At 70.9% G+C, this 22,122-nt stretch carries 19 protein-coding genes; 11 read left to right on the top strand and 8 right to left on the bottom strand.

Translation table 11 applies throughout. The annotated features are described in order from the left end of the window. Positions 1–22: 22 nt before the first annotated feature. Positions 23–1,315: a threonine ammonia-lyase IlvA gene (gene ilvA / locus EL338_RS12765; RefSeq protein ID WP_126334093.1), complete on the top strand. Its 1,293-nt coding sequence runs from the start codon at positions 23–25 to the stop codon at positions 1,313–1,315. Here the strand turns inward: ilvA and EL338_RS12760 are convergent. Genes EL338_RS12760 through sucT form a run of 5 tightly spaced genes read right to left on the bottom strand, consistent with a single transcriptional unit; the run spans position 1,308 to position 10,137 of the window. Next, complete coding sequence (locus tag EL338_RS12760; RefSeq protein ID WP_126334092.1) at positions 1,308–1,751, bottom strand: hypothetical protein; 444 nt, start codon at positions 1,749–1,751, stop codon at positions 1,308–1,310. The two genes, ilvA and EL338_RS12760, sit on opposite strands and share 8 nt — an antisense overlap. Before the next feature lie 53 nt (positions 1,752–1,804). Further along, entirely contained in the window at positions 1,805–3,538 is a 1,734-nt protein-coding gene (treZ, locus tag EL338_RS12755; protein ID WP_126334091.1) for a malto-oligosyltrehalose trehalohydrolase, read from the bottom strand. Further along, the gene (gene treY / locus EL338_RS12750) at positions 3,531–5,822 is read right to left on the bottom strand and encodes a malto-oligosyltrehalose synthase (protein ID WP_126334090.1); all 2,292 of its coding nucleotides are present in this window, start codon (positions 5,820–5,822) and stop codon (positions 3,531–3,533) included. The genes treZ and treY overlap by 8 nt, the downstream gene beginning before the upstream one ends. Then, positions 5,819–7,969 carry a glycogen debranching protein GlgX gene (glgX, locus tag EL338_RS12745; protein ID WP_126334089.1) on the bottom strand — a complete coding sequence of 717 codons (2,151 nt, stop codon included), beginning with the start codon at positions 7,967–7,969 and terminating at the stop codon, positions 5,819–5,821. Before glgX ends, treY begins: the two co-directional genes overlap by 4 nt. Continuing rightward, the gene (gene sucT / locus EL338_RS12740) at positions 7,966–10,137 is read right to left on the bottom strand and encodes an acetyltransferase SucT (protein WP_126334088.1); all 2,172 of its coding nucleotides are present in this window, start codon (positions 10,135–10,137) and stop codon (positions 7,966–7,968) included. Before sucT ends, glgX begins: the two co-directional genes overlap by 4 nt. 67 nt (positions 10,138–10,204) lie before the next feature. Here sucT and EL338_RS12735 point away from each other — a divergent pair, with 67 nt between their 5' ends. Genes EL338_RS12735 through EL338_RS12720 form a run of 4 tightly spaced genes read left to right on the top strand, consistent with a single transcriptional unit; the run spans position 10,205 to position 13,895 of the window. Continuing rightward, entirely contained in the window at positions 10,205–11,521 is a 1,317-nt protein-coding gene (locus EL338_RS12735; protein ID WP_126334087.1) for an adenosylmethionine--8-amino-7-oxononanoate transaminase, read from the top strand. 46 nt (positions 11,522–11,567) lie between these two features. Continuing rightward, positions 11,568–12,716, top strand: a complete 1,149-nt coding sequence (locus EL338_RS12730; RefSeq protein ID WP_126334086.1) for an 8-amino-7-oxononanoate synthase — start codon at positions 11,568–11,570, stop codon at positions 12,714–12,716. Continuing rightward, positions 12,713–13,384, top strand: a complete 672-nt coding sequence (gene bioD / locus EL338_RS12725) for a dethiobiotin synthase (RefSeq protein WP_126334085.1) — start codon at positions 12,713–12,715, stop codon at positions 13,382–13,384. Before EL338_RS12730 ends, bioD begins: the two co-directional genes overlap by 4 nt. Position 13,385: 1 nt before the next feature. After that, a complete protein-coding gene (locus EL338_RS12720) occupies positions 13,386–13,895 on the top strand; it encodes a 2'-5' RNA ligase family protein (protein ID WP_126334084.1) in 510 nt (169 codons plus the stop codon). 3 nt (positions 13,896–13,898) lie between these two features. Here the strand turns inward: EL338_RS12720 and EL338_RS12715 are convergent, their stop codons facing one another. Further along, on the bottom strand, positions 13,899–14,483 hold the full coding sequence (locus tag EL338_RS12715) for a TetR family transcriptional regulator (protein WP_126334083.1): 585 nt from the start codon (positions 14,481–14,483) through the stop codon (positions 13,899–13,901). A 49-nt stretch (positions 14,484–14,532) separates the two neighbouring features. On the opposite strand from EL338_RS12715, the gene bioB reads away from it, so the two are divergent. Genes bioB through EL338_RS12700 form a run of 3 tightly spaced genes read left to right on the top strand, consistent with a single transcriptional unit; the run spans position 14,533 to position 16,437 of the window. Further along, the gene (gene bioB / locus EL338_RS12710; RefSeq protein ID WP_163792347.1) at positions 14,533–15,546 is read left to right on the top strand and encodes a biotin synthase BioB; all 1,014 of its coding nucleotides are present in this window, start codon (positions 14,533–14,535) and stop codon (positions 15,544–15,546) included. Between the two features lie 10 nt (positions 15,547–15,556). Then, positions 15,557–15,805 (top strand): biotin synthase auxiliary protein BsaP, encoded by a 249-nt coding sequence (gene bsaP, locus EL338_RS12705; RefSeq protein ID WP_126334081.1) that lies wholly within the window; start codon positions 15,557–15,559, stop codon positions 15,803–15,805. Next, entirely contained in the window at positions 15,802–16,437 is a 636-nt protein-coding gene (locus tag EL338_RS12700) for a DUF2567 domain-containing protein (RefSeq protein ID WP_179967200.1), read from the top strand. Before bsaP ends, EL338_RS12700 begins: the two co-directional genes overlap by 4 nt. On the opposite strand, the gene EL338_RS12695 is transcribed toward EL338_RS12700, so the two are convergent. Continuing rightward, complete coding sequence (locus EL338_RS12695; RefSeq protein ID WP_126334079.1) at positions 16,418–17,755, bottom strand: lipase family protein; 1,338 nt, start codon at positions 17,753–17,755, stop codon at positions 16,418–16,420. The genes EL338_RS12700 and EL338_RS12695 overlap by 20 nt on opposite strands. Positions 17,756–17,828: 73 nt before the next feature. Continuing rightward, on the bottom strand, positions 17,829–18,521 hold the full coding sequence (locus EL338_RS12690; protein WP_126334078.1) for an NUDIX hydrolase: 693 nt from the start codon (positions 18,519–18,521) through the stop codon (positions 17,829–17,831). Between the two features lie 46 nt (positions 18,522–18,567). Here EL338_RS12690 and nadA point away from each other — a divergent pair, with 46 nt between their 5' ends. The 3 genes from nadA to nadC are packed head-to-tail and all read left to right on the top strand — an operon-like array spanning position 18,568 to position 22,081. Further along, positions 18,568–19,611, top strand: coding sequence for a quinolinate synthase NadA (gene nadA / locus EL338_RS12685; protein ID WP_126334077.1), 1,044 nt, complete (start codon positions 18,568–18,570; stop codon positions 19,609–19,611). Further along, positions 19,608–21,215 carry an L-aspartate oxidase gene (locus tag EL338_RS12680; protein ID WP_126334076.1) on the top strand — a complete coding sequence of 536 codons (1,608 nt, stop codon included), beginning with the start codon at positions 19,608–19,610 and terminating at the stop codon, positions 21,213–21,215. The genes nadA and EL338_RS12680 overlap by 4 nt, the downstream gene beginning before the upstream one ends. Next, positions 21,215–22,081: a carboxylating nicotinate-nucleotide diphosphorylase gene (gene nadC / locus EL338_RS12675; RefSeq protein WP_126334075.1), complete on the top strand. Its 867-nt coding sequence runs from the start codon at positions 21,215–21,217 to the stop codon at positions 22,079–22,081. Before EL338_RS12680 ends, nadC begins: the two co-directional genes overlap by 1 nt. Positions 22,082–22,122 lie beyond the last annotated feature (41 nt).

The following is a 22,122-nucleotide window of genomic DNA, read 5'->3' as shown; positions in this document are numbered from 1 at the left end:
CCTCGCGTGGCACCATTGACCGGTGTCCGCTGAACTGAGTCAAGCACCACGGGTGACACCGTCGAGCCCCCCGCTCACCGGGGCCGATGTCGAGGCGGCGGCCAAGCGAATTTCCGACCTGGTGACGCCGACGCCGCTGCAGTTCAGTGACCGGTTGTCGCAGCTGACCGACGCGCGGGTTTTTCTCAAACGTGAGGACCTGCAGACCGTCCGCTCCTACAAGGTGCGCGGCGCCTACAACCTGCTGCTCCAGCTGAGCCCCGAGGAACTTGCCGCCGGCGTCGTGTGCTGCTCGGCCGGCAACCACGCCCAGGGCTTCGCGCTGGCCTGCCGGTCGATGGGCATTCAGGGCCGCGTCTACGTGCCGGCCAAGACGCCCAAGCAGAAGCGCGACCGCATCCGCTACCACGGCGGGGACAACATCGAGCTGATCATCGGCGGCAAGACCTACGACATGGCCGCCGAGGCCGCCCTCGACGATGCGCGGCGCACCGGCGCCACGTTGGTGCACCCCTACGACGACCTGCGCACGATGGCCGGTCAGGGCACCATCGCCGTGGAGATCCTCGAGCAGCTCGACGCCGAGCCCGACCTGGTGGTCGTGCCCGTCGGCGGCGGCGGCTGCATCAGCGGCATCGCGAGCTACCTGGCGGACCGAACCACCGTCACCTCGGTCCTGGGCGTCGAACCCGCCGGTGCCGCGTCGATGGTCGCGGCCCTGGCCGAGGGGCAGCCCGTCACGCTCGAGCAGGTCGATCAGTTCGTCGACGGCGCGGCCGTGGCCCGCGCGGGCGCGCTGCCGTTCGCGGCGCTGTCCTCGGCCGGTGACATGGTGTCGATCACGACGGTCGACGAGGGCGCGGTCTGCACCGCGATGCTCGACCTGTACCAGAACGAGGGCATCATCGCCGAACCCGCCGGCGCGCTGTCGGTGGCCGGACTGCTCGAGGCCGACATCACGCCGGGGTCGACGGTGGTGTGCCTGATCTCCGGCGGCAACAACGACGTGTCGCGCTACGGCGAGGTGCTGGAGCGCTCCCTGGTGCACCTGGGTCTCAAGCACTACTTCCTGGTCGATTTCCCGCAGGAGCCGGGCGCGCTGCGCCGCTTCCTCGACGAGGTCCTGGGCCCCAACGACGACATCACCCTGTTCGAGTACGTCAAGCGCAACAACCGGGAGACCGGCGAAGCGTTGGTCGGTGTTCAGCTGGGTTCGGCCGCCGACCTGGACCGCCTGCTGGCGCGGATGCAGCGCTCGGAGAGCCACGTCGAACTGCTCGAACCGGGCTCACCGACCTACCGCTACCTCACGTAACGCTGGCGCTGAAGCTGGGCTCGACGAGTTCCAACGATTCGTCGTTGGCGCGGAAGATCGGCTCCAGCGGCACCTCGCAGCGCTGCGCGAAGTCGGTGAGCATGCCCGCCCACCGGCGGTCCCGCTCACTGACGCCGCCGGTGCCCGGCCCGGTCAGCAGGATCGCCACGGTCACCGGCGCATCGAGTTCCTCGACGACCACCGCGAGGCCGCCGAATAGCTTCTCGCAGACGTCTTCTCGGGGTCGTCGGGGGATGGGCAGCTGATGCAGGGCCTTGATCAGGCGGCGGTCGGGGCCGAGGAAGCCGAACCAGATGAGCCGCTGGCCGAAGCCGAGCGGGCCCATCAGGGCGCGCCAGCGTTGGCCGAGGTCCGCGGTGCTGTGCACCGGGTCCGTCGCGGTCTCGATGGGCGGGGGCAGATACGGGTTGGTCATATCGGCAGCCTGACCGACACCGCGCTGCGGTGTGTACCGCTATCCACAGGCTCCTACGCGGGGGACACCTGCCGCAACACCGCGAACGAGTGGCCGTCGAGTTCGGTTGCGGTCTCACCGATTCGGGGTGTGCCCCAGGCGTAGACCAGTTCGCCGCGGACCGGCACGTCCACGGGCTCGGCGCCCAGGTTGCACGCGGTCGTCAGCGACCCGCGCCGCCACGCGATCCAGCGGGCGTCCTCGTCGTAGTCGACCGTCATGTGGTCGAGCCAGAAGTCGCCGAGATCCGGTTCGGTGCGCCGCAGGGCGATCAGGTCGCGGTACAGCCGCAGCAGCGCGGCGTGCCGACCCGAGGCGGGCTCGTCCCAGTCCAGCTTGGAGCGTGCGAACGTCGCGGGGTCCTGCGGGTCGGGCACCTCGTCGGCGTCCCAGCCATGCTCGGCGAACTCGGCCTTGCGGCCCTGCCGGGTGGCCTCGGCCAACTCGGGTTCGGGGTGCGAGCTGAAGAACTGGAACGGGGTCCCGGCGGCCCATTCCTCGCCCATGAACACCATCGCGGTGAACGGGGTCAGCAGCGCCAGCGCCGCGCTGACCGCCAGCTGGCCGTCGTCGAGGTAGGCCGTGGGCCGGTCCCCGATCGCCCGGTTGCCCACCTGGTCGTGCGTGCTGGTGTAGGCGAGCAGCCGGGACCCGGGGATGGTCGCGGTGTCCAGCGGTCGGCCGTGTCGGCGCTTGCGGAACGACGAGAACGTGCCCGCGTGGTAGAAGCCGTTCTTCAGCGTGTCGGCCAACACCTCGAGGGTGCCGAAATCGCTGTAATAGCCCTGCCGTTCGCCCGAGACCGCGGTGTGCAGGGCGTGGTGGATGTCGTCGTCCCACTGCGCGGTCATCCCGTAGCCGCCGTCGGCGCGAGGAGTGATGAACCGTGGGTCGTTGCGGTCACTCTCGGCGATCAGCGACAGTGGCCGGCCCAATTCGGCTGCCAGGGCGTCGGTTTCGGCCGACAGCTCCTCCAGGATGTGCACGGCCGTGGTGTCCACCAGGGCGTGCACGGCATCCAGGCGCAGCCCGTCGATGTGGAACTCGCGCATCCAACGCAGCGCGCAGTCGATGATGTAGCGGCGCACCTCGTCGGATTCGGCGTCGGCGATGTTGATGCCCTCGCCCCACGGGTTGCTCGCCGAGGACAGGTACGGACCGAACCGCGGCAGGTAATTGCCCGACGGGCCAAGGTGATTGAATACCGCGTCGAGCAGCACACCCAGGTCCCGGCCGTGGCATGCGTCGACGAACCGCAGCAGGGCGTCCGGGCCGCCGTAGGGTTCGTGCACCGCGTACCACAGCACCCCGTCGTAGCCCCAGCCGTGGGTGCCGGCGAACGCGTTGACCGGCATCAGTTCGACGAAGTCCACCCCGAGGTCCACCAGGTGTTCGAGCTTGTCGATGGCCGCGTCGAGGGTGCCGGCCGCGGTGAAGGTCCCCACGTGCAGTTCGTAGATGACCGCGCCGGCCGCGGATCGGCCCGCCCAGTCGGACACCGGCGCCGCCGCCGGGGACCACAGCGCCGAACGGGCGTGCACGCCGTCGGGTTGGCGAGCCGAGCGCGGGTCGGGCAGCACCGTCGGATCGTCGTCGAGCACAAAGCCGTATCGGGCCCCGGCCTCGACATCGACCGTGGCGCGCCACCAGCCGTCGGCCTCGCGGCGCATCGGATGCAGCGTCGCGTCCACGTCGAGGCGTACCACCTCGGGCCGCGGCGCCCACACGGCGAAGGTGTGCTCAGCCATCGGTGCGCTCCAGCAGGGCCACCGGTAGCTGAGCGAACAGGTCGGCGGCCGCGACCGGGCCGGAGTGTGTCCGCCCCGTCAGCCGGTCCGTCCAGGTGCCGTCGGGCAGCGGCAATGCCGTGTCGCGCCAACCGGATTCGCTCAGGGCGACCGTCCACCGGCTGACGGCCACCAGCACCTCGGCGCCGCGGCGGAATGCGACCAGATGCTCGGCCGCCGCGCCGGTCGCCGACACAGGGGTGTGGGCCCCGGACAGGAACGTCTCGGGGCGGGCGCGGCGCAGCTGCAACGCGGCGCGCACGACCCGCAGCTTGGGGTGTTCGCCGGCGGCCAGGGCGGCGCGGCGCGCGGCGTAGTCCACCGGCCGGCGGTTGTCCGGGTCCACCAGGCTGTCCTCCCACAGCTCGGTGCCCTGATAGACATCGGGGACACCCGGCACGGTCAGCGCCAGCAGCTTCTGTCCGAGCGCGTCGTCGCGGGCGTGCGGGGCCAGACGCGCCACCAGCGCGGTGAGTTCGGCGGCGACCGGGCCGTCGAACACGGCGTCGAGCCACTCGTGGACCGCGGTCTCGAAGTCGGCATCGGGCTCGTGCCAGGAGGTGTGCACCTGGGCCTCGCGCAGCGCCTTCTCGGCGTAGGCGTGCAGCCGGTCCCGCAGCGAATCGTCCACCGCGCCGTCAACAGGCCACACCCCGAAGATGTTCTGCCACAGGAACAATCCGGCGTCCGGGGCGGGGGAGGGGGTCATCTGCTCCCAGCCGGCGACCATCTCGGTCCATAACCCGGGCACCTGCGACAGCACGCCGATCCGGGCCCGGACATCCTCGCCGCGCTTGGTGTCGTGGGTGGTCAGCGTTGACATGGCGGTGGGCCAGCGGCGCGCGCGTTGCGCGGCGCTGTGGTGGAACTCGGCGGCGCTGACCCCGAAGCGCTGCGGGCTGCCGCCGACCTCGTTGAGGGAGATCAGCCGGGTGTCCCGGTAGAACAGGCAGTCCTCGACGGCCTTGGCCGTCACCGCGCCGCACAGCTGCTGCAGCCGCGTCGCGGGTTCCTCGGCGTTCAGGCCGGCGACCAGCACCTGCAGCGGGGCGGCGAGGTCCGGACGGGCCGCGACCGTCTCGGCGATGGCGGTCGACAGCATGGCGGCCAACCCGGGGTAGTCGCAGCGGTAGACGTCGATGTGGGTCAGCAGCGCCGCGATGGCCGCCGGCAGTTGCGGATGGTCGTGGCCGGCGGCGGCCACGACGGCGCGGCGCAGCCGGGACAGCTCGGAGGCCAGCGTCTCGGTCGCCGCGGCGGTCTTGAGGTCGGCCTCGAGCCGCGCCACGTCGGCGGCGTCGAACCCCGCCGCGGCGCTCAGCGCGCTCAACGACTCGGCGCCGGCCGGATCGATGAACAGGCCCCCGACCTCGCGCAGCACGTCGTAGCCGGTGGTGCCGTCGACCGGCAGGGTGGGCTCCAACGCCTCGTCGACGGCCAGGATCTTCTCGATGACGATGTAGGCGTGCGGCCCGGTCAACTCGCGCAGCCGGCGCAGATATGCCACCGGGTCGGCCAACCCGTCGGGATGATCGATGCGCACCCCGTCGACCAGCCCCTCGTCGAACCAGCGCTTGACCTCGATGTGGCTGGCGTCGAACACCTTCGGGTCCTCCTGGCGCAGACCCGCCAGCGAGGTGATCGAGAAGAACCGCCGATAGCCGCACACATTGTTCCGCCAGCCCACCAGCCGGTAGTGCTGACGGTCGTGTACCTCCGCGCCGCTGCCCCCGGCAGTGCCGGGCGCGACGGGGAAGCGCAGGTCGCCCAGCGTCAGCGCGTCGCCATCGACGGTCAGCGCCGCGACGTCCTCGTCGGCGCCGAGGACGGGCAGCACGATGCGCCCGTCGGCGTCCAGATCCCAGTCGATGTCGAAGAATTCGGCGAACCGCGAGTCCCGGCCGTACCGCAGCACGTCCCACCACCAGGGATTCAGCTCGGGCTGCTCGACCCCGACGTGGTTGGGCACGATGTCGACCAGCAGGCCCATGCCGCGGGCCCGGGCCGCCCGCGACAGCGCGGTCAGCGCCTCGGGCCCGCCGAGTTCGGCGGACACCGCCGTCGGGTCGGTGACGTCGTAGCCGTGGGTGGAACCGCGTACCGCGGTGAGCAGCGGCGACAGGTAGACATGGCTGACGCCCAGGTCGTCGAGGTAGTCGAGGAGATCCAGCGCATCGGCCAGGGTGAACCCGTCGCCGCGCAGTTGCAGACGGTAGGTGGACAGCACCGGCCGGGCCGCGGTCATGACGTCTTTCGAAGGACGAGCACCGACCTCGGTTCCAGGGTGACCGTCTGGCCGGCGCGCACCACGGTGTCGCTGGCTCCGGTCGGCGTGGCGGTGTCCAATGCCGAACTCCATTCCTGTGCGTAGCGGCCGTCGGGGGTGACGAAGTCCATACCCTCGGGGCTGGCGTTGAAACACAGCAAAAACGAGTCGTCGACCACGCGCTCGCCGCGACGGTCGGGCTCGGGAATGGCCTCCCCGTTGAGGAACACCGCCAGCGACGCCCCGAACGGTGCGTCCCAGTCCTCGGGCGTCATCTCCCGACCCGACGGGGTCAGCCAGGCGATGTCGCGGTACTGGTCGCCGCTGCGGATCGGGGTGCCGGCGAAGAACCGCCGGCGCCGGAACACCGGATGCGCCCGGCGCAGGTTGGTGGCCCGCCGGAAGAACGCCAGCAGGTCGGCATTGGTCTCGCACAGTGACCAGTCCATCCACGACAGCTCGGAGTCCTGGCAGTAGACGTTGTTGTTGCCGAATTGGCTGCGCCCCAACTCGTCGCCGTGGCTGATCATCGGGGTGCCCTGGCTGACCATCAGGGTGGCGATGATGTTGCGCATCTGTTTGGCCCGCAGCGCCAGGATCTCCGGGTCGTCGGTGGGGCCCTCCACACCGCAGTTCCAGGACCGGTTGTGGCTCTCGCCGTCGGCGTTGCCCTCGCCGTTGGCCTCGTTGTGTTTCTCGTTGTAGGACACCAGGTCCGCCAGGGTGAAGCCGTCGTGGGCGGTGACGAAGTTGATGCTGGCGCTGGGACGGCGACCGGTGTGCTCGTACAGGTCCGAGGAACCCGTGAGCCGGGAGGCGAACTCGCCGAGGGTCGCCGGCTGACCGCGCCAGTAGTCGCGGACCGTGTCGCGGTACTTCCCGTTCCATTCGGTCCACAGGCCGGGGAAGTTGCCCACCTGGTAGCCGCCCTCGCCGACGTCCCACGGCTCGGCGATGAGTTTCACCTGGCTGATCACCGGATCCTGTTGCACCAGATCGAAGAACGCCGACAGCCGGTCCACGTCGTAGAACTCGCGCGCCAGGGTCGAGGCCAGGTCGAAACGGAAGCCGTCGACGTGCATCTCGAGCACCCAGTACCGCAGCGAGTCCATGATCAGCTGCAGGGTGTGCGGGTGCCGCGCGTTGAGGCTGTTGCCGGTGCCGGTGAAATCCTTGTAGTAGCGCAGGTCCCCGTCGAGCAGCCGGTAGTAGGCGGCGTTGTCGATGCCGCGGAAGTTCAGCGTCGGGCCCAGGTGGTCACCCTCGGCGGTGTGGTTGTAGACGACGTCGAGGATCACCTCGATGCCGGCCTCGTGGAAGGCCCGGACCATGGTCTTGAACTCGGCGACCGCGCCGCCGGCCTTGTGGGTGGCCGCGTACTGGTAGTGCGGGGCGAAGAAACCGAAGGTGTTGTAGCCCCAGTAGTTTCGCAGCCCGAGGTCCAGCAGTCGCTGGTCGTGCAGGAACTGGTGCACCGGCATGAGCTCGATGGCCGTGACGTCGAGCGACTTCAGGTGCTCGATGATCACCGGATGGCCCAGGCCCGCGTAGGTTCCGCGCAGTTCCTCGGGGATGCCGGGGTGGTTCTGCGTCATCCCCTTGACGTGCGCCTCGTAGATGATCGTGTGGTGGTACGGCGTGCGCGGCGCACGGTCGTTGGCCCAGTTGAAGAACGGGTTGATCACCACGCTGGTCATGGTGTGGCCCAACGAATCCACCCGCGGCGGGGTGCCGCCGGACGCCGGATCCTCGGCGTTGCGGTCGTAGGAGAACAGCGCCTGGGAGAAGTCGAAATCGCCGTGGAAGGACTTGCCGTACGGATCCAGCAGCAGCTTGGAGGCGTCGCAGCGGTGGCCGGCCGCCGGCGCCCAGGGGCCGTGCACGCGGTAGCCGTAGCGCTGGCCGGGCGTGACCGCGGGCAGGTACGCGTGCCACACGTGGCCGTCGACCTCGTCCAGTTCGATGCGGGTCTCGCCGCCGTCCTTGCCGATCAGGCACAGCTCGACCCTGTCGGCGATCTCGGAGAACAACGCGAAGTTGGTGCCGGCGCCGTCGTAGGTGGCGCCCAGCGGATAGGCGCTGCCCGGCCACACGTGGCGGCCGACCTCCGGTGGAGTGATGGTCACCACCAACCGGTCGCGGCGGCGATCTGGCGGCCCAACTCAGGTGCCATGGTGCGCATGTACGTCGCGGTGAAGTGGTGCGAATCGTGGTACATCAGGACGTTGCCCTCGACCGCCCGGCAGAAGTCGGCCCGGCACACCGCCTCGCTCATGTCCAACGGCTTGAGGTTGGGGAAGCGGTCGAGGAATTCGAGGGTGGGGTTCTCCGGGGCCAACACCACGGACCGTTTGACGCCGCACGAGACCGAGTCGCCGCCGTCGGCCAGGCAGTCGCTGGGAAAGAACGGCTTGGTGTTCTTGACCATCCAGGGCGTATCGCGCATGGCCAGCACCTCGATGCCGTGCTCGGCGAACTCCTCCCAGATGCCGATGTAGGTCCCGGGCATCACGTCGCCCGGCTTGATGTTCCACGGCCGGGTCGAGGTGGTGAAGACGTAGTCCGGTTCGTCCTCGATGATCTCGGCCATCGCCTTCTGCACCCAGTCGTGACACTGCGGGTAGCGCGAGTTGCTGCCCATGATCAGCGGGTTCTTCTCGGTGGACAGCGGGCAGGCCATCTTCAGGTAGGTGACCACCTTGAAGTTGTGCATGCGGCCGAGCAGATCCAGCGCGGTCAGCCAGTGCTCGGCGTGCGAGCCGCCGGCGACCGCGATGGTGCGGGTGGCGTCGGTGTCGCCGTAGCTGCACTTGATGACGTCGGCGTTCTTGAAGTTGCTGATGCAGCCGTCGGTGGTCGAGATCGGCAGGTCCTTGGCGGCCTCGAGGACCGTCGGGCGCATCGGTACCCGCGGCACCCGCGCGTCGTTCAGCAGCGCCTTGGCGCCCGGATAGTCGCGGGTGCTCAACCCGGCGAGTTCCTTGCCGTCGGCGCGTTGCAGCATCACGTGCTCGCGCCAGGTGAACGACGTCGCGGTCAGCGCGACCCCGAGCAACGCGACCGTCGAGCCGAGCACGATCGTGGGCCGGCGCAACCGCTGCCGCAGCGGCGCCTTCACCGCCGGGACCGACGCCGGGGCGGCGCCCCGGTAGCGCAGCGGTTCCTCGATGTAGCGCATGGTCAGGTAGGCCAGCACGCCGGAGACCGCCAGGATCACCGCGCCGTCGACGAAGGTCGCGTGCGTGCGGCCGCTGTAGGCCAGCCAGAAGATCAGCAGCGGCCAATGCCAGAGGTACAGCGAGTAGGCGAGGGCACCGAGGGTCACCAACGGACCCCAGGCCAGCACCCGGTTGGGCAGTGGCATCTTGCCGCGGCAGTGCGGGTCGGCCTGCCGGTTGGCCGCCGCCAGGATCATCAGGATGGTGGCGCCGACCGGGACCAGCGCCCACGGGCCGGGGAACTCCTGGCCGCCGTCGATCAGCATGCCGCAGGACAGGATCGCGGCCAGGCCGACGACGGCCATCAGGCTGCGGATCCACATCGGCAAGCGCAGCGAACCCACCGCCGCGCCGGCCAGCGCCCCGGCCAGCAGTTCCCAGCCGCGCGCGAAGCTGTTGTAGTAGGCGGCCGACGGATCGGCGTTGTGGGCGAAGATCGCGTAGACGAACGAGGCGATGGTCAGCGCGCCGATCAGCACCAGGAAGAAGATCCGCAGATTGCGGCCCAGCGGCTTGCGCAGCAGCGCGGTGCACAGCAGGACGACGACCAGGAACGCGATGTAGAACTGGCCCTGCACCGACATCGACCAGATGTGCTGCAGCGGGCTGACCGCCTCGCCGGCGCGCAGATAGTCCCCGGCGGTGTTCGACAGCTCCCAGTTCTGGTAGTAGCCGAGGCTGGCCAGGCTCTGGTCGGCGAAGGCCTCCCAGCGCGTCTCGGGCTGGATCAGGATGGTCAGCACCGCGGACGCGGCCAGCACCACGACCAGCGCGGGCAGCAGCCGTCGGACCAGCCGGGTGATCTCCGCGCGCGGCGACGGCAGGGTCTGGGCGGTCAGCGAGTTGCGCAGCAGCCGGCCGCCGAAGAAGAACCCGGACAGCACCAGGAACACGTCGACACCACCGGAAACCCGGCCGAACCAGACATGGAAGACAGCAACCAGCGCGATGGCCACGCCGCGCAGGCCATCGAGATCATGTCGGTAGAAACCCGCCTTCCTGGCCCCCTTCGCGGGCGGGGACGCAGGCTCCGGAACGGTTGCAGAAGCCGGCCGGTTGGGGAGCAAGGCGATCATCGTCGCCCGACAATCTACCTAACCGACCGTCGTAACTCATTTCCGCGGCGCGTTAGGCTCGGTGTCCGTGTCTGCGTTGACCCCCGAGGAGATCAGTGCGGTCGACGCCGCCCATGTGTGGCATCCGTACAGCACCATCGGCGCGCCGGGCACGTTGCCGCCGGTCGTGGCGCTGGGTGCGCGCGGCGCGTGGCTGACCCTGTCCCGCGACGGTCGGCAGGTCGAGGTCCTCGACGCGATGGCCTCCTGGTGGACCGCGGTGCACGGGCACGGCCACCCCGTGCTCGACGCGGCGATCACCAAGCAACTGGGCGTGCTGAACCACGTGATGTTCGGCGGGCTCACCCACGAACCGGCCGCGCGGCTGGCGCAGTTGCTCGTCGAGATCACCCCCGCCGGGCTGGACACGGTGTTCTTCAGCGACTCCGGTTCGGTGTCGGTCGAGGTCGCGGTCAAGATGGCCCTGCAGTACCAGGTGTCTCGGGGTCGGGCCGGCAAGCACCGGTTGATGACGTGGCGCGGTGGCTACCACGGCGACACCTTCACGCCGATGAGCGTGTGCGATCCCGACGGCGGCATGCACGAGCTGTGGACGGGCGCCGGCGTCGGCGGTAACTCGCTGCTGGCCGAGCAGGTCTTCGCCGCGGCCCCACCGCGCGAGTTCGACCCGGTGTACTGCCGGGCCTTCGAAGATCAATTGGTCCGCCACGCCGACGAACTGGCCGCGGTGATCGTCGAACCCGTGGTGCAGGGCGCCGGGGGCATGCGCTTCCACGACCCGCGCTACCTCACCGAGCTGCGGGCGCTGTGTGATCGCCACGACGTGCTGTTGATCTTCGACGAGATCGCCACCGGTTTCGGCCGCACCGGTGAGCTGTTCGCCGCCGACCACGCCGGTGTGAGCCCCGACATCATGTGCGTCGGCAAGGCGCTCACGGGCGGCTACCTGACCTTGGCGGCCACGCTGTGCACCGCCGAGATCGCCTCCGTCATCAGCAATTCCGAGGCCGGCGCGCTGATGCACGGCCCGACCTTCATGGCCAACGCGCTGGCGTGTGCGGTCTCGGTGGCCAGCGTCGAGTTGCTGCTCGGCCAGGACTGGCGCGCGCGGGTGACGCAGATCGAGGCGGGGCTGCGGACGGGGTTGGCCCCGGCCCGGGACCTGCCCGGCGTCGCCGACGTGCGGGTGCTGGGCGCCATCGGGGTGATCGAGATGCAACGTCCGGTCGACCTCGCCGTGGCCACCGTGGCCGCGTTGGACCATGGCGTGTGGCTGCGGCCGTTCCGCAACCTGATCTACGTCATGCCCCCCTTCATCTGCACCGCCGAGGAGATCGCTGCGATCACCGCCGCGATGATCGGCGTCGCGCGTGCATTAGCCTGAACGGTGTTCAATTCGGCACTGAGGATTCGGCACTGAGGAGCATCGGGTGACGCACACCGGCCTTTCCCCGTTGGCCTGGCTGGCCGACGTCGAGCGTGACCGTCGGGCCGCCGGGCTGCGCCGCGCGCTGCGCACGCGCCCGCCGGTCGGCACCGAACTCGACCTGGCCTCCAACGACTACCTGGGCCTGTCGCAACACCCCGCCGTCCTCGACGGCGGCATCGCCGCCCTGCGCACCTGGGGTGCCGGCGCGGGTGGATCGCGGCTGGTCACGGGCAACACCGAACTGCACGAGGAGTTCGAGACCGCGCTGGCGGCGTTCGTCGGCAGTGAATCGGCCCTGGTGTTCTCGTCGGGCTACACGGCCAACATCGGGGCGGTCGTCGCGCTGACCGGCCCCGGCGCGCTGCTGGTGTCCGACGCCATGACCCACGCCTCGCTGGTCGACGCGTGCCGGCTGTCCCGGTCCCGGGTGGTGGTGACCCCGCACCGCGACGTCGCCGCCGTCGAGGCCGCGCTGGCCGAGCGCACCGAGGAACGCGCCGTCGTCGTCACCGAATCGGTGTTCTCCACCGACGGGGCGCTGGCCCCGCTGCGGAAACTGCGCGAGGTGTGCCGACGCCACGGCGCGCTGCTGATCGTGGACGAGGCCCACGGCCTCGGGGTCCGCGGCAGCGGGGGACAGGGCCTGGTCCAGGAACTCGGGCTGGCCGGCGATCCCGACATCGTCGTGACCACGACCCTGTCCAAGGCGCTGGGCAGCCAGGGCGGGGCCGTGCTGGGGCCCGCCGCGGTGCGCGCGCACCTCATCGACACCGCCCGGACCTTCATCTTCGACACCGGGCTGACGCCCGCCGCGGTCGGCGCGGCGCTGGCCGCGCTGCAGGTGTTGATCGCCGAACCGCAGCGCGCCCACGCCGTGCTGACCCACGCCACCGAACTGGCCCACATCTGCGGCAGCCCCGAACAACCCGACTCGGCCGTGGTGTCGGTCATCCTGGGCGATCCCGAGGTGGCCGTGGGCGCCGCCGCGGCCTGCCTGGATCGCGGGATCCGGGTCGGATGTTTCCGGCCGCCGACGGTGCCCGCCGGAACCTCGCGGCTGCGCCTGACCGCCCGCGCCTCGCTGAGCGACGACGAGATGGCCTCGGCGCGCAGGGTGCTCTCCGAAGTGCTCGCCGCCGCCCGCGCATGACCGTGCTGGTGGTGACCGGCACCGACACCGGGGTCGGGAAGACGGTGACAACCGCCGCCCTGGCCTGCGCCGCGCGGTTGGCCGGGCGCGACGTCGCGGTGTGCAAACCGGTGCAGACCGGCACCGTCGACGGTGACGACGACCTCGGCGAGGTGGCCCGGCTCGCCGGCGCGACCCGGTTGCACGGCGGTTGGCGCTATCCCGAACCCCTGGCGCCCGTGGCGGCCGCCCGGCGGGCCGAACTGCCGCTGCCCACCCGGGATGAGCTGGTGGCCTCGGTGCGCGCCGCCGACGGACCCGACCGGCTCACGCTGGTCGAGGGGGCCGGCGGACTGCTGGTGGCCCTCGGTGCCGACGGCGTCACGCTGCGCGATGTGGCCGCGGACCTGGCGGCGCCGGTGCTGGTGGTCGTCGCCGCCGGCCTGGGCACGCTCAACCACACCGCGCTGACGCTGGAAGCGCTTGCCGGACAGGGAATTCCGTGTGCCGGGCTGGTGATCGGCGCCTGGCCTTCGCGGCCCGGCGTGGCCGAACGCGACAACCGCGAGGCCCTGAGCGCGCTGGCCCCGGTGCGCGCGGTGCTGCCCGCGGGCGCCGCCGGCGACGGCGGCGATTTCGCGGCGCTGTGCGCCGACGCGTTCGACCGGCAGTGGATCGCGAGCCTGTGAGATGGTCCACTCGATCGAGCTGATCTTCGACGAGGGCACCGAGGCCGCGGTCCGCCGGATCTGGGCGGGCTTGCGCGAGGCCGGGATACCGAGTCCCGCGCCGGCGGCCCGGCCGCACTGCACGCTGACGGTCGCGCAGCGGATCGACGAGTCGGTGGATGCGGCGCTCGCCGGGGTGCTCGACCGCCTCCCGCTGCCGGCCCGGCTGGGCGCCACGCTGGTCTTCGGCCGCAGCGCCGGGGTGCTCGCGCGGCTGGTGGTCCCGAGCGACGAGTTGTTGGCGCTGCACCGCGAGGTGCACCGGTTGGCTCTGCCGCTGCTGGCGCCGGCGGCGCTGCCGCACACCGCTCCCGGGCAATGGACCCCGCACGTCACCCTGGCCCGGCGCCTGGCGCCCGAGACCGTCACGACGGCGCTGCGCATCGCGGGCGGACCCGCGGAGATCGTCGGTGAGATCGTCGGGCTGCGCCGCTGGGAAGGTGAGAGCCGCACCGAGCACCGGCTCGGCTGACCGCTACGGCGCGGTGGCCCCTTCGTGGGCCGCCAGGCCGTCGATCAGCAGGCGCAGACCGAACGCGAACTGTCGGTCGGTGTCGCTCATCAGCACCGACTGCTCGTCGCTGAGCGCACCCGCGGCGTCCCACTGGCGGCGGGACTGCTCGTCGACGGTGAACCCCAGGACGTAGTAGAGCAGCGTGCGCGCGGTCGAGTCGGCGTCGTCGTTTCGGGCGCCGGCATCGGCGGCGGCCGCGGCCAGCTGGGCGACGATGTCGGTCACGGTTTCCGACTGGCCGGCGGCGAAGCTGGCGGACACGAGCTCGGCCCCGTCGGTGTGCGACAGCAGGGCGTCGCGCAGCGCCGCGCAGATGTCCTGGATCGCGTGGCGCCAGTTCAGCCCGGCCACGTCGATGACGGCGGGTCGCAGGATGTGGTCGGCCACCGCGCCGAGCAGTTCCTGCTTGTTGGCGAAGTGCCAGTACAGGGCGCCCGGGCTGACGTTGAGCTCGCGCGCCAGCCGGCGCATGCTCAGGTCCGCGATTCCGTAGTTGTCGAGGATTGCCGCCGCCGCATCCACCACGTCGGGTTTGTGGAGTTGCACACCGTTACCTTAACCTGAACACCGTTCAAGAGAGATGACCACGGAGGGAATGCTGGTGACGCAGGCGGCAGTGGATGTTCTGGGCGTGGCCCGTGACCAGGTGCTCGAACGTGGCGAAGGCCTGACCCAGGACCAGGTGCTGCAGGTGCTGCAGCTACCTGATGACCAGCTCGAGGACCTGCTGGCGCTGGCCCACGAGGTCCGGATGCGCTGGTGCGGTCCCGAGGTCGAGGTCGAGGGCATCATCAGCCTCAAGACCGGTGGCTGCCCCGAGGACTGCCACTTCTGCTCGCAGTCGGGCCTGTTCGCCTCGCCGGTGCGCAGCGCGTGGCTCGACATCCCGAGCCTGGTCGAGGCCGCCAAGCAGACCGCGAAGTCCGGGGCCACCGAATTCTGCATCGTGGCCGCGGTGCGCGGGCCCGACGAGCGCCTGCTGGCGCAGGTGGCCGCCGGTATCGAGGCGATCCGCGACGAGGTCGACATCCAGATCGCGTGCTCGCTGGGCATGCTCTCCCAGGAGCAGGTGGATCGCCTCGCCGAGATGGGCGTGCACCGCTACAACCACAACCTGGAGACCGCCAAGTCGTTCTTCCCCAACGTGGTGACCACGCACAGCTGGGAGGAGCGCTGGGGCACGCTCGAGATGGTGCGCGAGGCCGGCATGGAGGTCTGCTGCGGCGGCATCCTCGGCATGGGTGAGACGCTGGAGCAGCGCGCCGAGTTCGCCGCCAACCTGGCCGAACTGGACCCGCACGAGGTGCCGCTGAACTTCCTGAACCCCCGGCCCGGCACCCCCTTCGGCGACCTCGAGGTCCTCCCGGCCGCCGATGCGCTGCGGGCCGTGGCGGCCTTCCGCCTGGCACTGCCGCGCACCATGCTCCGGTTCGCCGGCGGTCGCGAGATCACCCTCGGCGACCTGGGCGCCAAGCAGGGCATCCTGGGCGGCATCAACGCCGTCATCGTCGGCAACTACCTGACCACGCTGGGCCGTCCCGCCGAATCGGACCTGGAGTTGCTCGACGATCTGCAGATGCCGATCAAGGCGCTCAACGCAAGCCTGTAAGAATTCGGTGATGGACGCAGAAACCCCGGCGCTGCCCACCCCCGTCGGCGCGGGAGCGTTCAACGTATACACCGGCGTTGCGGCCGATAACGTTGCGGCGAAGGTGATTCCGACCGCCGCCCAACTGGGCCTGGAACCGCCGCGGTTCTGCGCGGCCTGCGGACGACGGATGATCGTGCAGGTGCGGCCGGACGGCTGGTGGGCCAAGTGCTCGCGGCACGGCGTCGTCGACTCCCACGATCTGGAGACCCAGCGGTGACCGCCGCCACCGTCGCACCGCGGACCTCGCGCGCCCGCGCGGCGCTCATCGTGGTGCTCGCGCTGACCGTGGCCGGTGCGCTGATCGGGGCGCTGTGGGCCTGGCTGGCCCCGCCGGCGCGCGGCGTCGTCGCGCTGACCAAGAGCGGCATCCGGGTGCATGCCTACCTGGGCGCCGAGGCGGATCACTTCTTCGTGGCGTCGTTCCTGATGCTGGGTCTGCTCTGCGTGCTGGCGGTCGTCGGTTCGGCCGCAGCCTGGCAGTGGCGCGCCCACCGCGGGCCGGTGCTGCTGATCGCGCTGTGCCTGGGCGTCGGGGGTGGCGCCGCGGCGGCCACGCTGGTCGGCTCGGCGGTGGTGGGCGGCCGGTACGACGTGATCGACCTCGACGGGGCGCCGGTGACCCCCGAGCAGCGCGTGCACTACGTGACCGAGGCGCCCGCGGTGTTCTTCGGGCAGACACCCCTGCAGATCGCGGTGACCCTGCTGGTGCCCGTGGCGACCGCGGCGCTGGTGTACGCGGTGTGCGCGGTGGCGTCCCCGCGCGACGACCTCGGTGGCTATCCGCCGGTCGACGGCGTGGTGCTGGGCGTGCCGGCGGACGCGGCGCCGGTCACAACGGACGGCGGTTGAGCACCCGTCCCGCGACCACCCGGGCCGCGACCGTACCGAGCCGCCACATGCCCTGGTAGGTCATGGGGTTGAGCAGCGTCGGCCACTTGGTGCGCACGACGTTCTCCGACAACGGCCGGCCCTCGAAGCGGTCGATGAGCCACCGCAGCGTCATGGGCGCCGACATCGGATGCAGCAGCAGATGCTCGCTGAACAGGTCGCGGTGATAGGTGACGTGCGACCCACCGGTGCTGTAGGTGTCGGTGAGTTCATCGATGTCGTCGACCGAGACGATGCGGTCGTGCACGGCCTGCACCACCAGCACGGGCGGGGTGGGCGCGGTGCCGCCGAGCTTGATGTCGGCGAACACATGCTGCACCTCGGGGGTGTCGAGGATCTGCTCGAGCGGGCAGTCGACCAGCTTGTCCATGTCCATGCGCACCAGGCTCAACACGGCGTGCATGGTGGTCAGCTTCTCGACGCGCTGCAGCATCGCCTTGCCCTCGGGGGTGGCGTGCTGGTCGATGAGGCGGTGCAGATCCGGGTAGATGTGGGTCAGCGCGGCCACCACCGTCGCGGGCAGCCCCGAATAGATGGTGCCGTTGAGCCGACGGAAGGTGCTGCCGAGATCGCCGACGGGGGATCCCAGGACCGCCCCGACGATGTCGAGTTCCGGTGCGTAGTCGGCGCACACCTCGGCCGCCCAGGCGGTGGCCAGACCGCCGCCCGAATAGCCCCACAGGCCCACTGGCGCGTCGGGGGACAGCTCCAGCGTGGGCGCCGACTGGGCGGCTCGCACGCCGTCGAGAATGTGGTAGCCGGGCTCGTTGGGGGCGCCCCACATGCCGCGCACACCCTCGTGATCGGGCACCGACACCGCCCAGCCCTCGGCCAGGGCGGCGGCCATCAACAGGAATTCCAGCTGCGCCAGGGAGCCGAGCGCGTGGGCGCCGCGGCGCAACGCGTAGGACGGGAAACAGCGGTCGGTCACCGCGTCGATGGCGCACTGGTAGGACAGCACCGGCATCGGCTTGCGCGAGGAACGCTGCGCGGGGACCAGCACCGTGGTCACGGCGGCCTCCGGCGCGCCGTCGCGGTCGCAGGTGCGGTAGAGCAGCTGCGTCGCGACGATCCGCTGGGGGATCAACCCCAGGAACGCCAGCTGGACGTCGCGGCTGCGCAGCACCGTGCCGGGCTGGGCATGCTCGAAACCGGCGGGCGGGACGTAGAACGGGTCCAGGGACGGCCGCAACGGACGGGTACCCGAAACCCATTCCTCGTGCGGCGGTGCTCCGATCCATTCGGCGTCACGCGCCGCGGCGGCGGTGCCAAGCTCCATGGGACTCCCTTCGCGCCCGCAAAAACGCGGACCCGCGATTGTCTCTTACGAATCCCTTAAAAATCAACACCTGTCAGGTCGGCGGGCGCAGCGCGGCGAACTCGTCGGTGACGCGCAATTGCGAATCCGCGAACTGATAGAGCGCCGCCGGCCGGCCCCCGCTACGCCCGGATTGGGCGGTGGTCCCGGTGCGGGTGATCACCTTGCGGCGGGCCAGCACGCGCTGCAGGTTGGTGGCGTCGACCTGATAGCCCAGCGCCGCGCCGTAGATGTCGCGCAGCGTCGACAGTGCGAATTCCTTTGGTGCCAGCGCGAACCCGATGTTGGTGTAGGACAGCTTGGCGATCAGCCGGGCGTGGGCGTGGGTGACCATCGGACCGTGGTCGAAGGCCATCGGCGGCAGGGCGTCCACCGGATGCCAGCGGGTGTCCGGCGGCAACTCGGGGGTGGCGGGGGAGGGCACCAGGCCCAGGAAGGTCGAGGCGATGGTCCGGTCGACGGGCACCCGGCGCGGATCGGAGAACACCGCCAACTGCTCGAGGTGGGCGATCTCACGCAGGTCCACCTTCTCGGCGAGTTGACGGCGGACTGAACTGTCCATGTCCTCGTCGTGACGCAGTCGACCGCCGGGCAGGGACCACGCGCCGCGCTGGGGATCGAGCGCCCGTTCCCACAGCAGGACGCTGAGCTGCGGATTTCGGCTGTCGAGCCGCCGAACCTGAAACACGACGGCCAGCACTTCGTGCGCGGTGCTAGAATTTCCCATGTTTTCGATTGTAAGTCGAAAACCTCCGACGCCGAAAGGAGCGGTCATGACCGTGATCGACCGCGACATGGACAGTGCAATGGTGGACCGGATCGTCGACGGCCCCGGGGGCTACACCGGTGTGGCGGGCGACGAGCAGTGGGCCGCACAGATCCGCCGCCTGGCGAAGCTGCGCGGCGCGACGCTGCTGGCACACAACTACCAGCTGCCGGAAATCCAGGACGTCGCCGACCACGTGGGCGACTCGCTGGCGCTGTCCCGCATTGCCGCCGAGGCACCCGAGGACACCATCGTCTTCGCCGGAGTGCACTTCATGGCCGAGACCGCCAAGATCCTCTCGCCGGACAAGACGGTGCTCATTCCCGACCAGCGCGCCGGCTGCTCGCTGGCCGACTCCATCACCGCCGAGGACCTGCGGGCCTGGAAGGACGAGCATCCCGACGCCGTCGTGGTGTCCTACGTCAACACCACGGCCGCGGTGAAGGCGCTCACCGACATCTGCTGCACCTCGTCGAACGCCGTGGAGGTGGTCGAGTCCATCGACCCCGACCGCGAGGTGCTGTTCTGCCCCGACCAGTTCCTCGGTGCCCACGTGCGCCGCATGACGGGCCGGGAGAACCTGCACATCTGGGCCGGCGAATGCCACGTCCACGCCGGCATCAACGGTGACGAGCTCGCCGATCAGGCGCGCACCCACCCGGACGCGGAACTGTTCGTGCATCCCGAGTGCGGCTGCGCCACCTCGGCGCTGTACCTGGCCGGCGAAGGCGCCTTCCCCGAGGACCGGGTCAAGATCCTGTCCACCGGCGGCATGCTCGACGCGGCCCGCGAATCGAACGCCCGCCAGGTGCTGGTGGCCACCGAGGTCGGCATGCTGCACCAGTTGCGCCGCGCCGCACCGGAAATCGACTTCCAGGCGGTCAACGACCGGGCCTCCTGCAAGTACATGAAGATGATCACGCCGGCCGCGATGCTGCGGTGCCTCACCGAGGGCGCCGACGAGGTGCACGTCGATCCCGAGACCGCGAAGCTGGCCCGCGCCAGCGTGCAGCGGATGATCGAGATCGGGCAGCCCGGCGGCGGCGAATGACCGGACCGGCCTGCGGCGGTTCGGGTCCGCTCGCCGGAATGTGGCAACAGCGCGCCGACGTCGTGGTGATCGGCACGGGCGTGGCCGGCTTGACGGCCGCGCTCGCCGCGCACCGCGCGGGCCGCTCTGTGGTGGTCCTGAGCAAGGCCGCGCCCGGGACCGGGGCCACGGCCACGTTCCACGCCCAGGGCGGCATCGCGGTGGCGCTGGGGGACGACGCCGACGCGGTGGCCACGCACGTGGCCGACACCGTCGCCGCCGGCGGTGGCTTGTGCGATCCGCACGCGGTCGAGTCGATCGTCGCCGACGGCCGTCGCGCCGTGGCGCAGCTGGTCGGTGACGGAGCGCGTTTCGACGAGGTGGCCTCCGGGCAGTGGTCGCTGACCCGCGAAGGTGGCCATTCGCGCCGCCGGATCATCCACGCCGGTGGGGACGCCACGGGCGCGGAGGTCCAGCGCGCACTCGACGCGGCGGCCGAGCGCCTCGACATCCGCTACGAACACGTCGCCGCCGAGATCCTGCTCGACGACGGCGCGGTGGTCGGTGTCCAGGTGCTCAGCCCGCAGGGGATGGGCGTCCTGCACACCGCCGCGGTGATCCTGGCGACCGGCGGACTCGGTCAGCTCTACGCCGCGACCACCAACCCGGCCGGCTCCACCGGGGACGGCATCGCGCTGGCGCTGCGGGCCGGGGCCGCCGTCAGCGACCTCGAGTTCATCCAATTCCATCCGACCATGCTGTTCGCCGCGCCCAGCTCCGACCGGGCCGACACGCGACGCCCGCTGATCACCGAGGCGCTGCGCGGTGAGGGCGCGATTCTGGTTGATGCGCAAGGCAATTCGGTGATGGACGGCCTGCACCCGATGCGTGATCTGGCGCCGCGCGACGTGGTGGCCGCCGCGATCGACGCGAATCTGCGCACGACGGGATCCGCGTGCGTGTACCTCGACGCGCGCTCGATCGCGGGGTTCGAGGCGCGCTTCCCGACGGTCACGGCCTCGTGCCGGGCGGTGGGGATCGACCCGACCCGTCAACCCATCCCGGTGGTGCCGGGCGCGCACTACAGCTGCGGTGGCGTCGTCACCGATGTCGCCGGGCGGACCGACGTGCCGGGACTGTTCGCGGCCGGTGAGGTCGCCCGCACCGGTATGCACGGCGCCAACCGGCTGGCCTCCAACAGCCTGCTCGAGGGCCTGGTGGTGGGTGGCCGCGCCGGGCGGAGCGCCGCCGACCACGCCGCGTCGGTGGGGGCCGTCACGGCCCGCGCGGTGCGCCGCGACGAACACGAGATGGTGGAGCGCAGCGAACTGCAGCACGCGATGTCCCGCGATGCCTCGGTGGTCCGCGACGGGGCGGGCCTGGCGCGGCTGACCGAGACCTTGGCCGCCGCGCACCGACGGCCGGCGAGCACCCGGGCCCGGTTCGAGGACGCGGTGCTGACCGTCACCGCCCGCGCGGTGGCCCTCGCGGCCGCCGAACGCACCGAGACCCGGGGCAGCCATCACCGAAGTGACCATCCGCTGACCGACGAGTCCCGTGCCCGCAGCACAATGCTTCGCATGGTGGACGAACAGCTTGTCGTGGATGCCCCGGTGGTGGCGTGATGACCCGGATCGGTTTGACCGCGGCCGAACTCGACGAGGCCCGCGAGGTCATCGCGCGCGGCCTCGACGAGGACCTGCGCTACGGCCCCGACATCACCTCGGTGGCCACGGTCGCCGAGGACGCGCGCACGACCGCGGCCATGGTGACCCGGGCCGAAGGTGTGGTCGCGGGCATCGACGTCGCGCTGCTGGTGCTCGACGAGGTGCTGGGGCCCGACGCGTACCGGGTGCTCGGCCGCGCCGACGACGGCGACCTGCTGCGCCCCGGGGACCCGCTGCTGACGCTCGAGGCGACCACGCGCGGGCTGCTGACCGCCGAACGCACCATGCTCAACCTCATCTGCCACCTGTCCGGGATCGCCTCGACCACCGCGCAATGGGTCGCCGAGGTCGACGGCACGCGCGCGAAGATCCGCGACACCCGCAAGACGCTGCCCGGCCTGCGCGTGCTGCAGAAGTACGCGGTGCGCGTCGGCGGCGGGGTCAACCACCGGATGGGCCTCGGCGATGCCGCGCTGATCAAGGACAACCACGTGGCCGCGGCGGGTTCGGTGGTGGCCGCGCTGCGGGCGGTCCGGGCGGCGGCGCCCGACCTGCCCTGTGAGGTCGAGGTGGACTCGCTGGAACAGCTCGACGAGGTGCTGCGGGAGGACGTGCAGCTGGTGCTGCTGGACAACTTCGCGGTGTGGGAGACCCAGATCGCCGTGCAGCGCCGGGATGCCAACGCCCCCGACGTGCAACTGGAGTCTTCCGGCGGGCTCTCGCTCGCCGATGCCGCGGCCTACGCCGGGACCGGGGTCGACTATCTGGCGGTGGGGGCGCTGACGCACTCCGTGCGGGTGCTCGATATCGGCCTGGATTTCTGAGCGCCGCGGGACCCGCAACGCGGTCCAGCTCAGGCGTGATT

This window comes from Mycolicibacterium chitae (assembly GCF_900637205.1).
GTDB classification, from domain to species: Bacteria; Actinomycetota; Actinomycetes; order Mycobacteriales; family Mycobacteriaceae; genus Mycobacterium; species Mycobacterium chitae.
This window is presented reverse-complemented; position numbering and strand designations above follow the sequence as displayed.

Bases quoted from the DNA above. Each gene is read 5' to 3' on its own strand.
- bioB (WP_163792347.1), top strand. From the start codon at position 14,533: ATGCTGGTGACGCAGGCGGCAGTGGATGTTCTGGGCGTGGCCCGTGAC.
- EL338_RS12760 (WP_126334092.1), bottom strand. From the start codon at position 1,751: ATGACCAACCCGTATCTGCCCCCGCCCATCGAGACCGCGACGGACCCG.
- EL338_RS12680 (WP_126334076.1), top strand. From the start codon at position 19,608: ATGACCGGACCGGCCTGCGGCGGTTCGGGTCCGCTCGCCGGAATGTGG.
- bsaP (WP_126334081.1), top strand. From the start codon at position 15,557: ATGGACGCAGAAACCCCGGCGCTGCCCACCCCCGTCGGCGCGGGAGCG.
- EL338_RS12690 (WP_126334078.1), bottom strand. From the start codon at position 18,521: ATGGGAAATTCTAGCACCGCGCACGAAGTGCTGGCCGTCGTGTTTCAG.
- treZ (WP_126334091.1), bottom strand. From the start codon at position 3,538: ATGGCTGAGCACACCTTCGCCGTGTGGGCGCCGCGGCCCGAGGTGGTA.
- nadA (WP_126334077.1), top strand. From the start codon at position 18,568: ATGACCGTGATCGACCGCGACATGGACAGTGCAATGGTGGACCGGATC.
- EL338_RS12720 (WP_126334084.1), top strand. From the start codon at position 13,386: ATGGTCCACTCGATCGAGCTGATCTTCGACGAGGGCACCGAGGCCGCG.
- EL338_RS12695 (WP_126334079.1), bottom strand. From the start codon at position 17,755: ATGGAGCTTGGCACCGCCGCCGCGGCGCGTGACGCCGAATGGATCGGA.
- sucT (WP_126334088.1), bottom strand. From the start codon at position 10,137: ATGATCGCCTTGCTCCCCAACCGGCCGGCTTCTGCAACCGTTCCGGAG.
- nadC (WP_126334075.1), top strand. From the start codon at position 21,215: ATGACCCGGATCGGTTTGACCGCGGCCGAACTCGACGAGGCCCGCGAG.
- bioD (WP_126334085.1), top strand. From the start codon at position 12,713: ATGACCGTGCTGGTGGTGACCGGCACCGACACCGGGGTCGGGAAGACG.
- treY (WP_126334090.1), bottom strand. From the start codon at position 5,822: ATGACCGCGGCCCGGCCGGTGCTGTCCACCTACCGTCTGCAACTGCGC.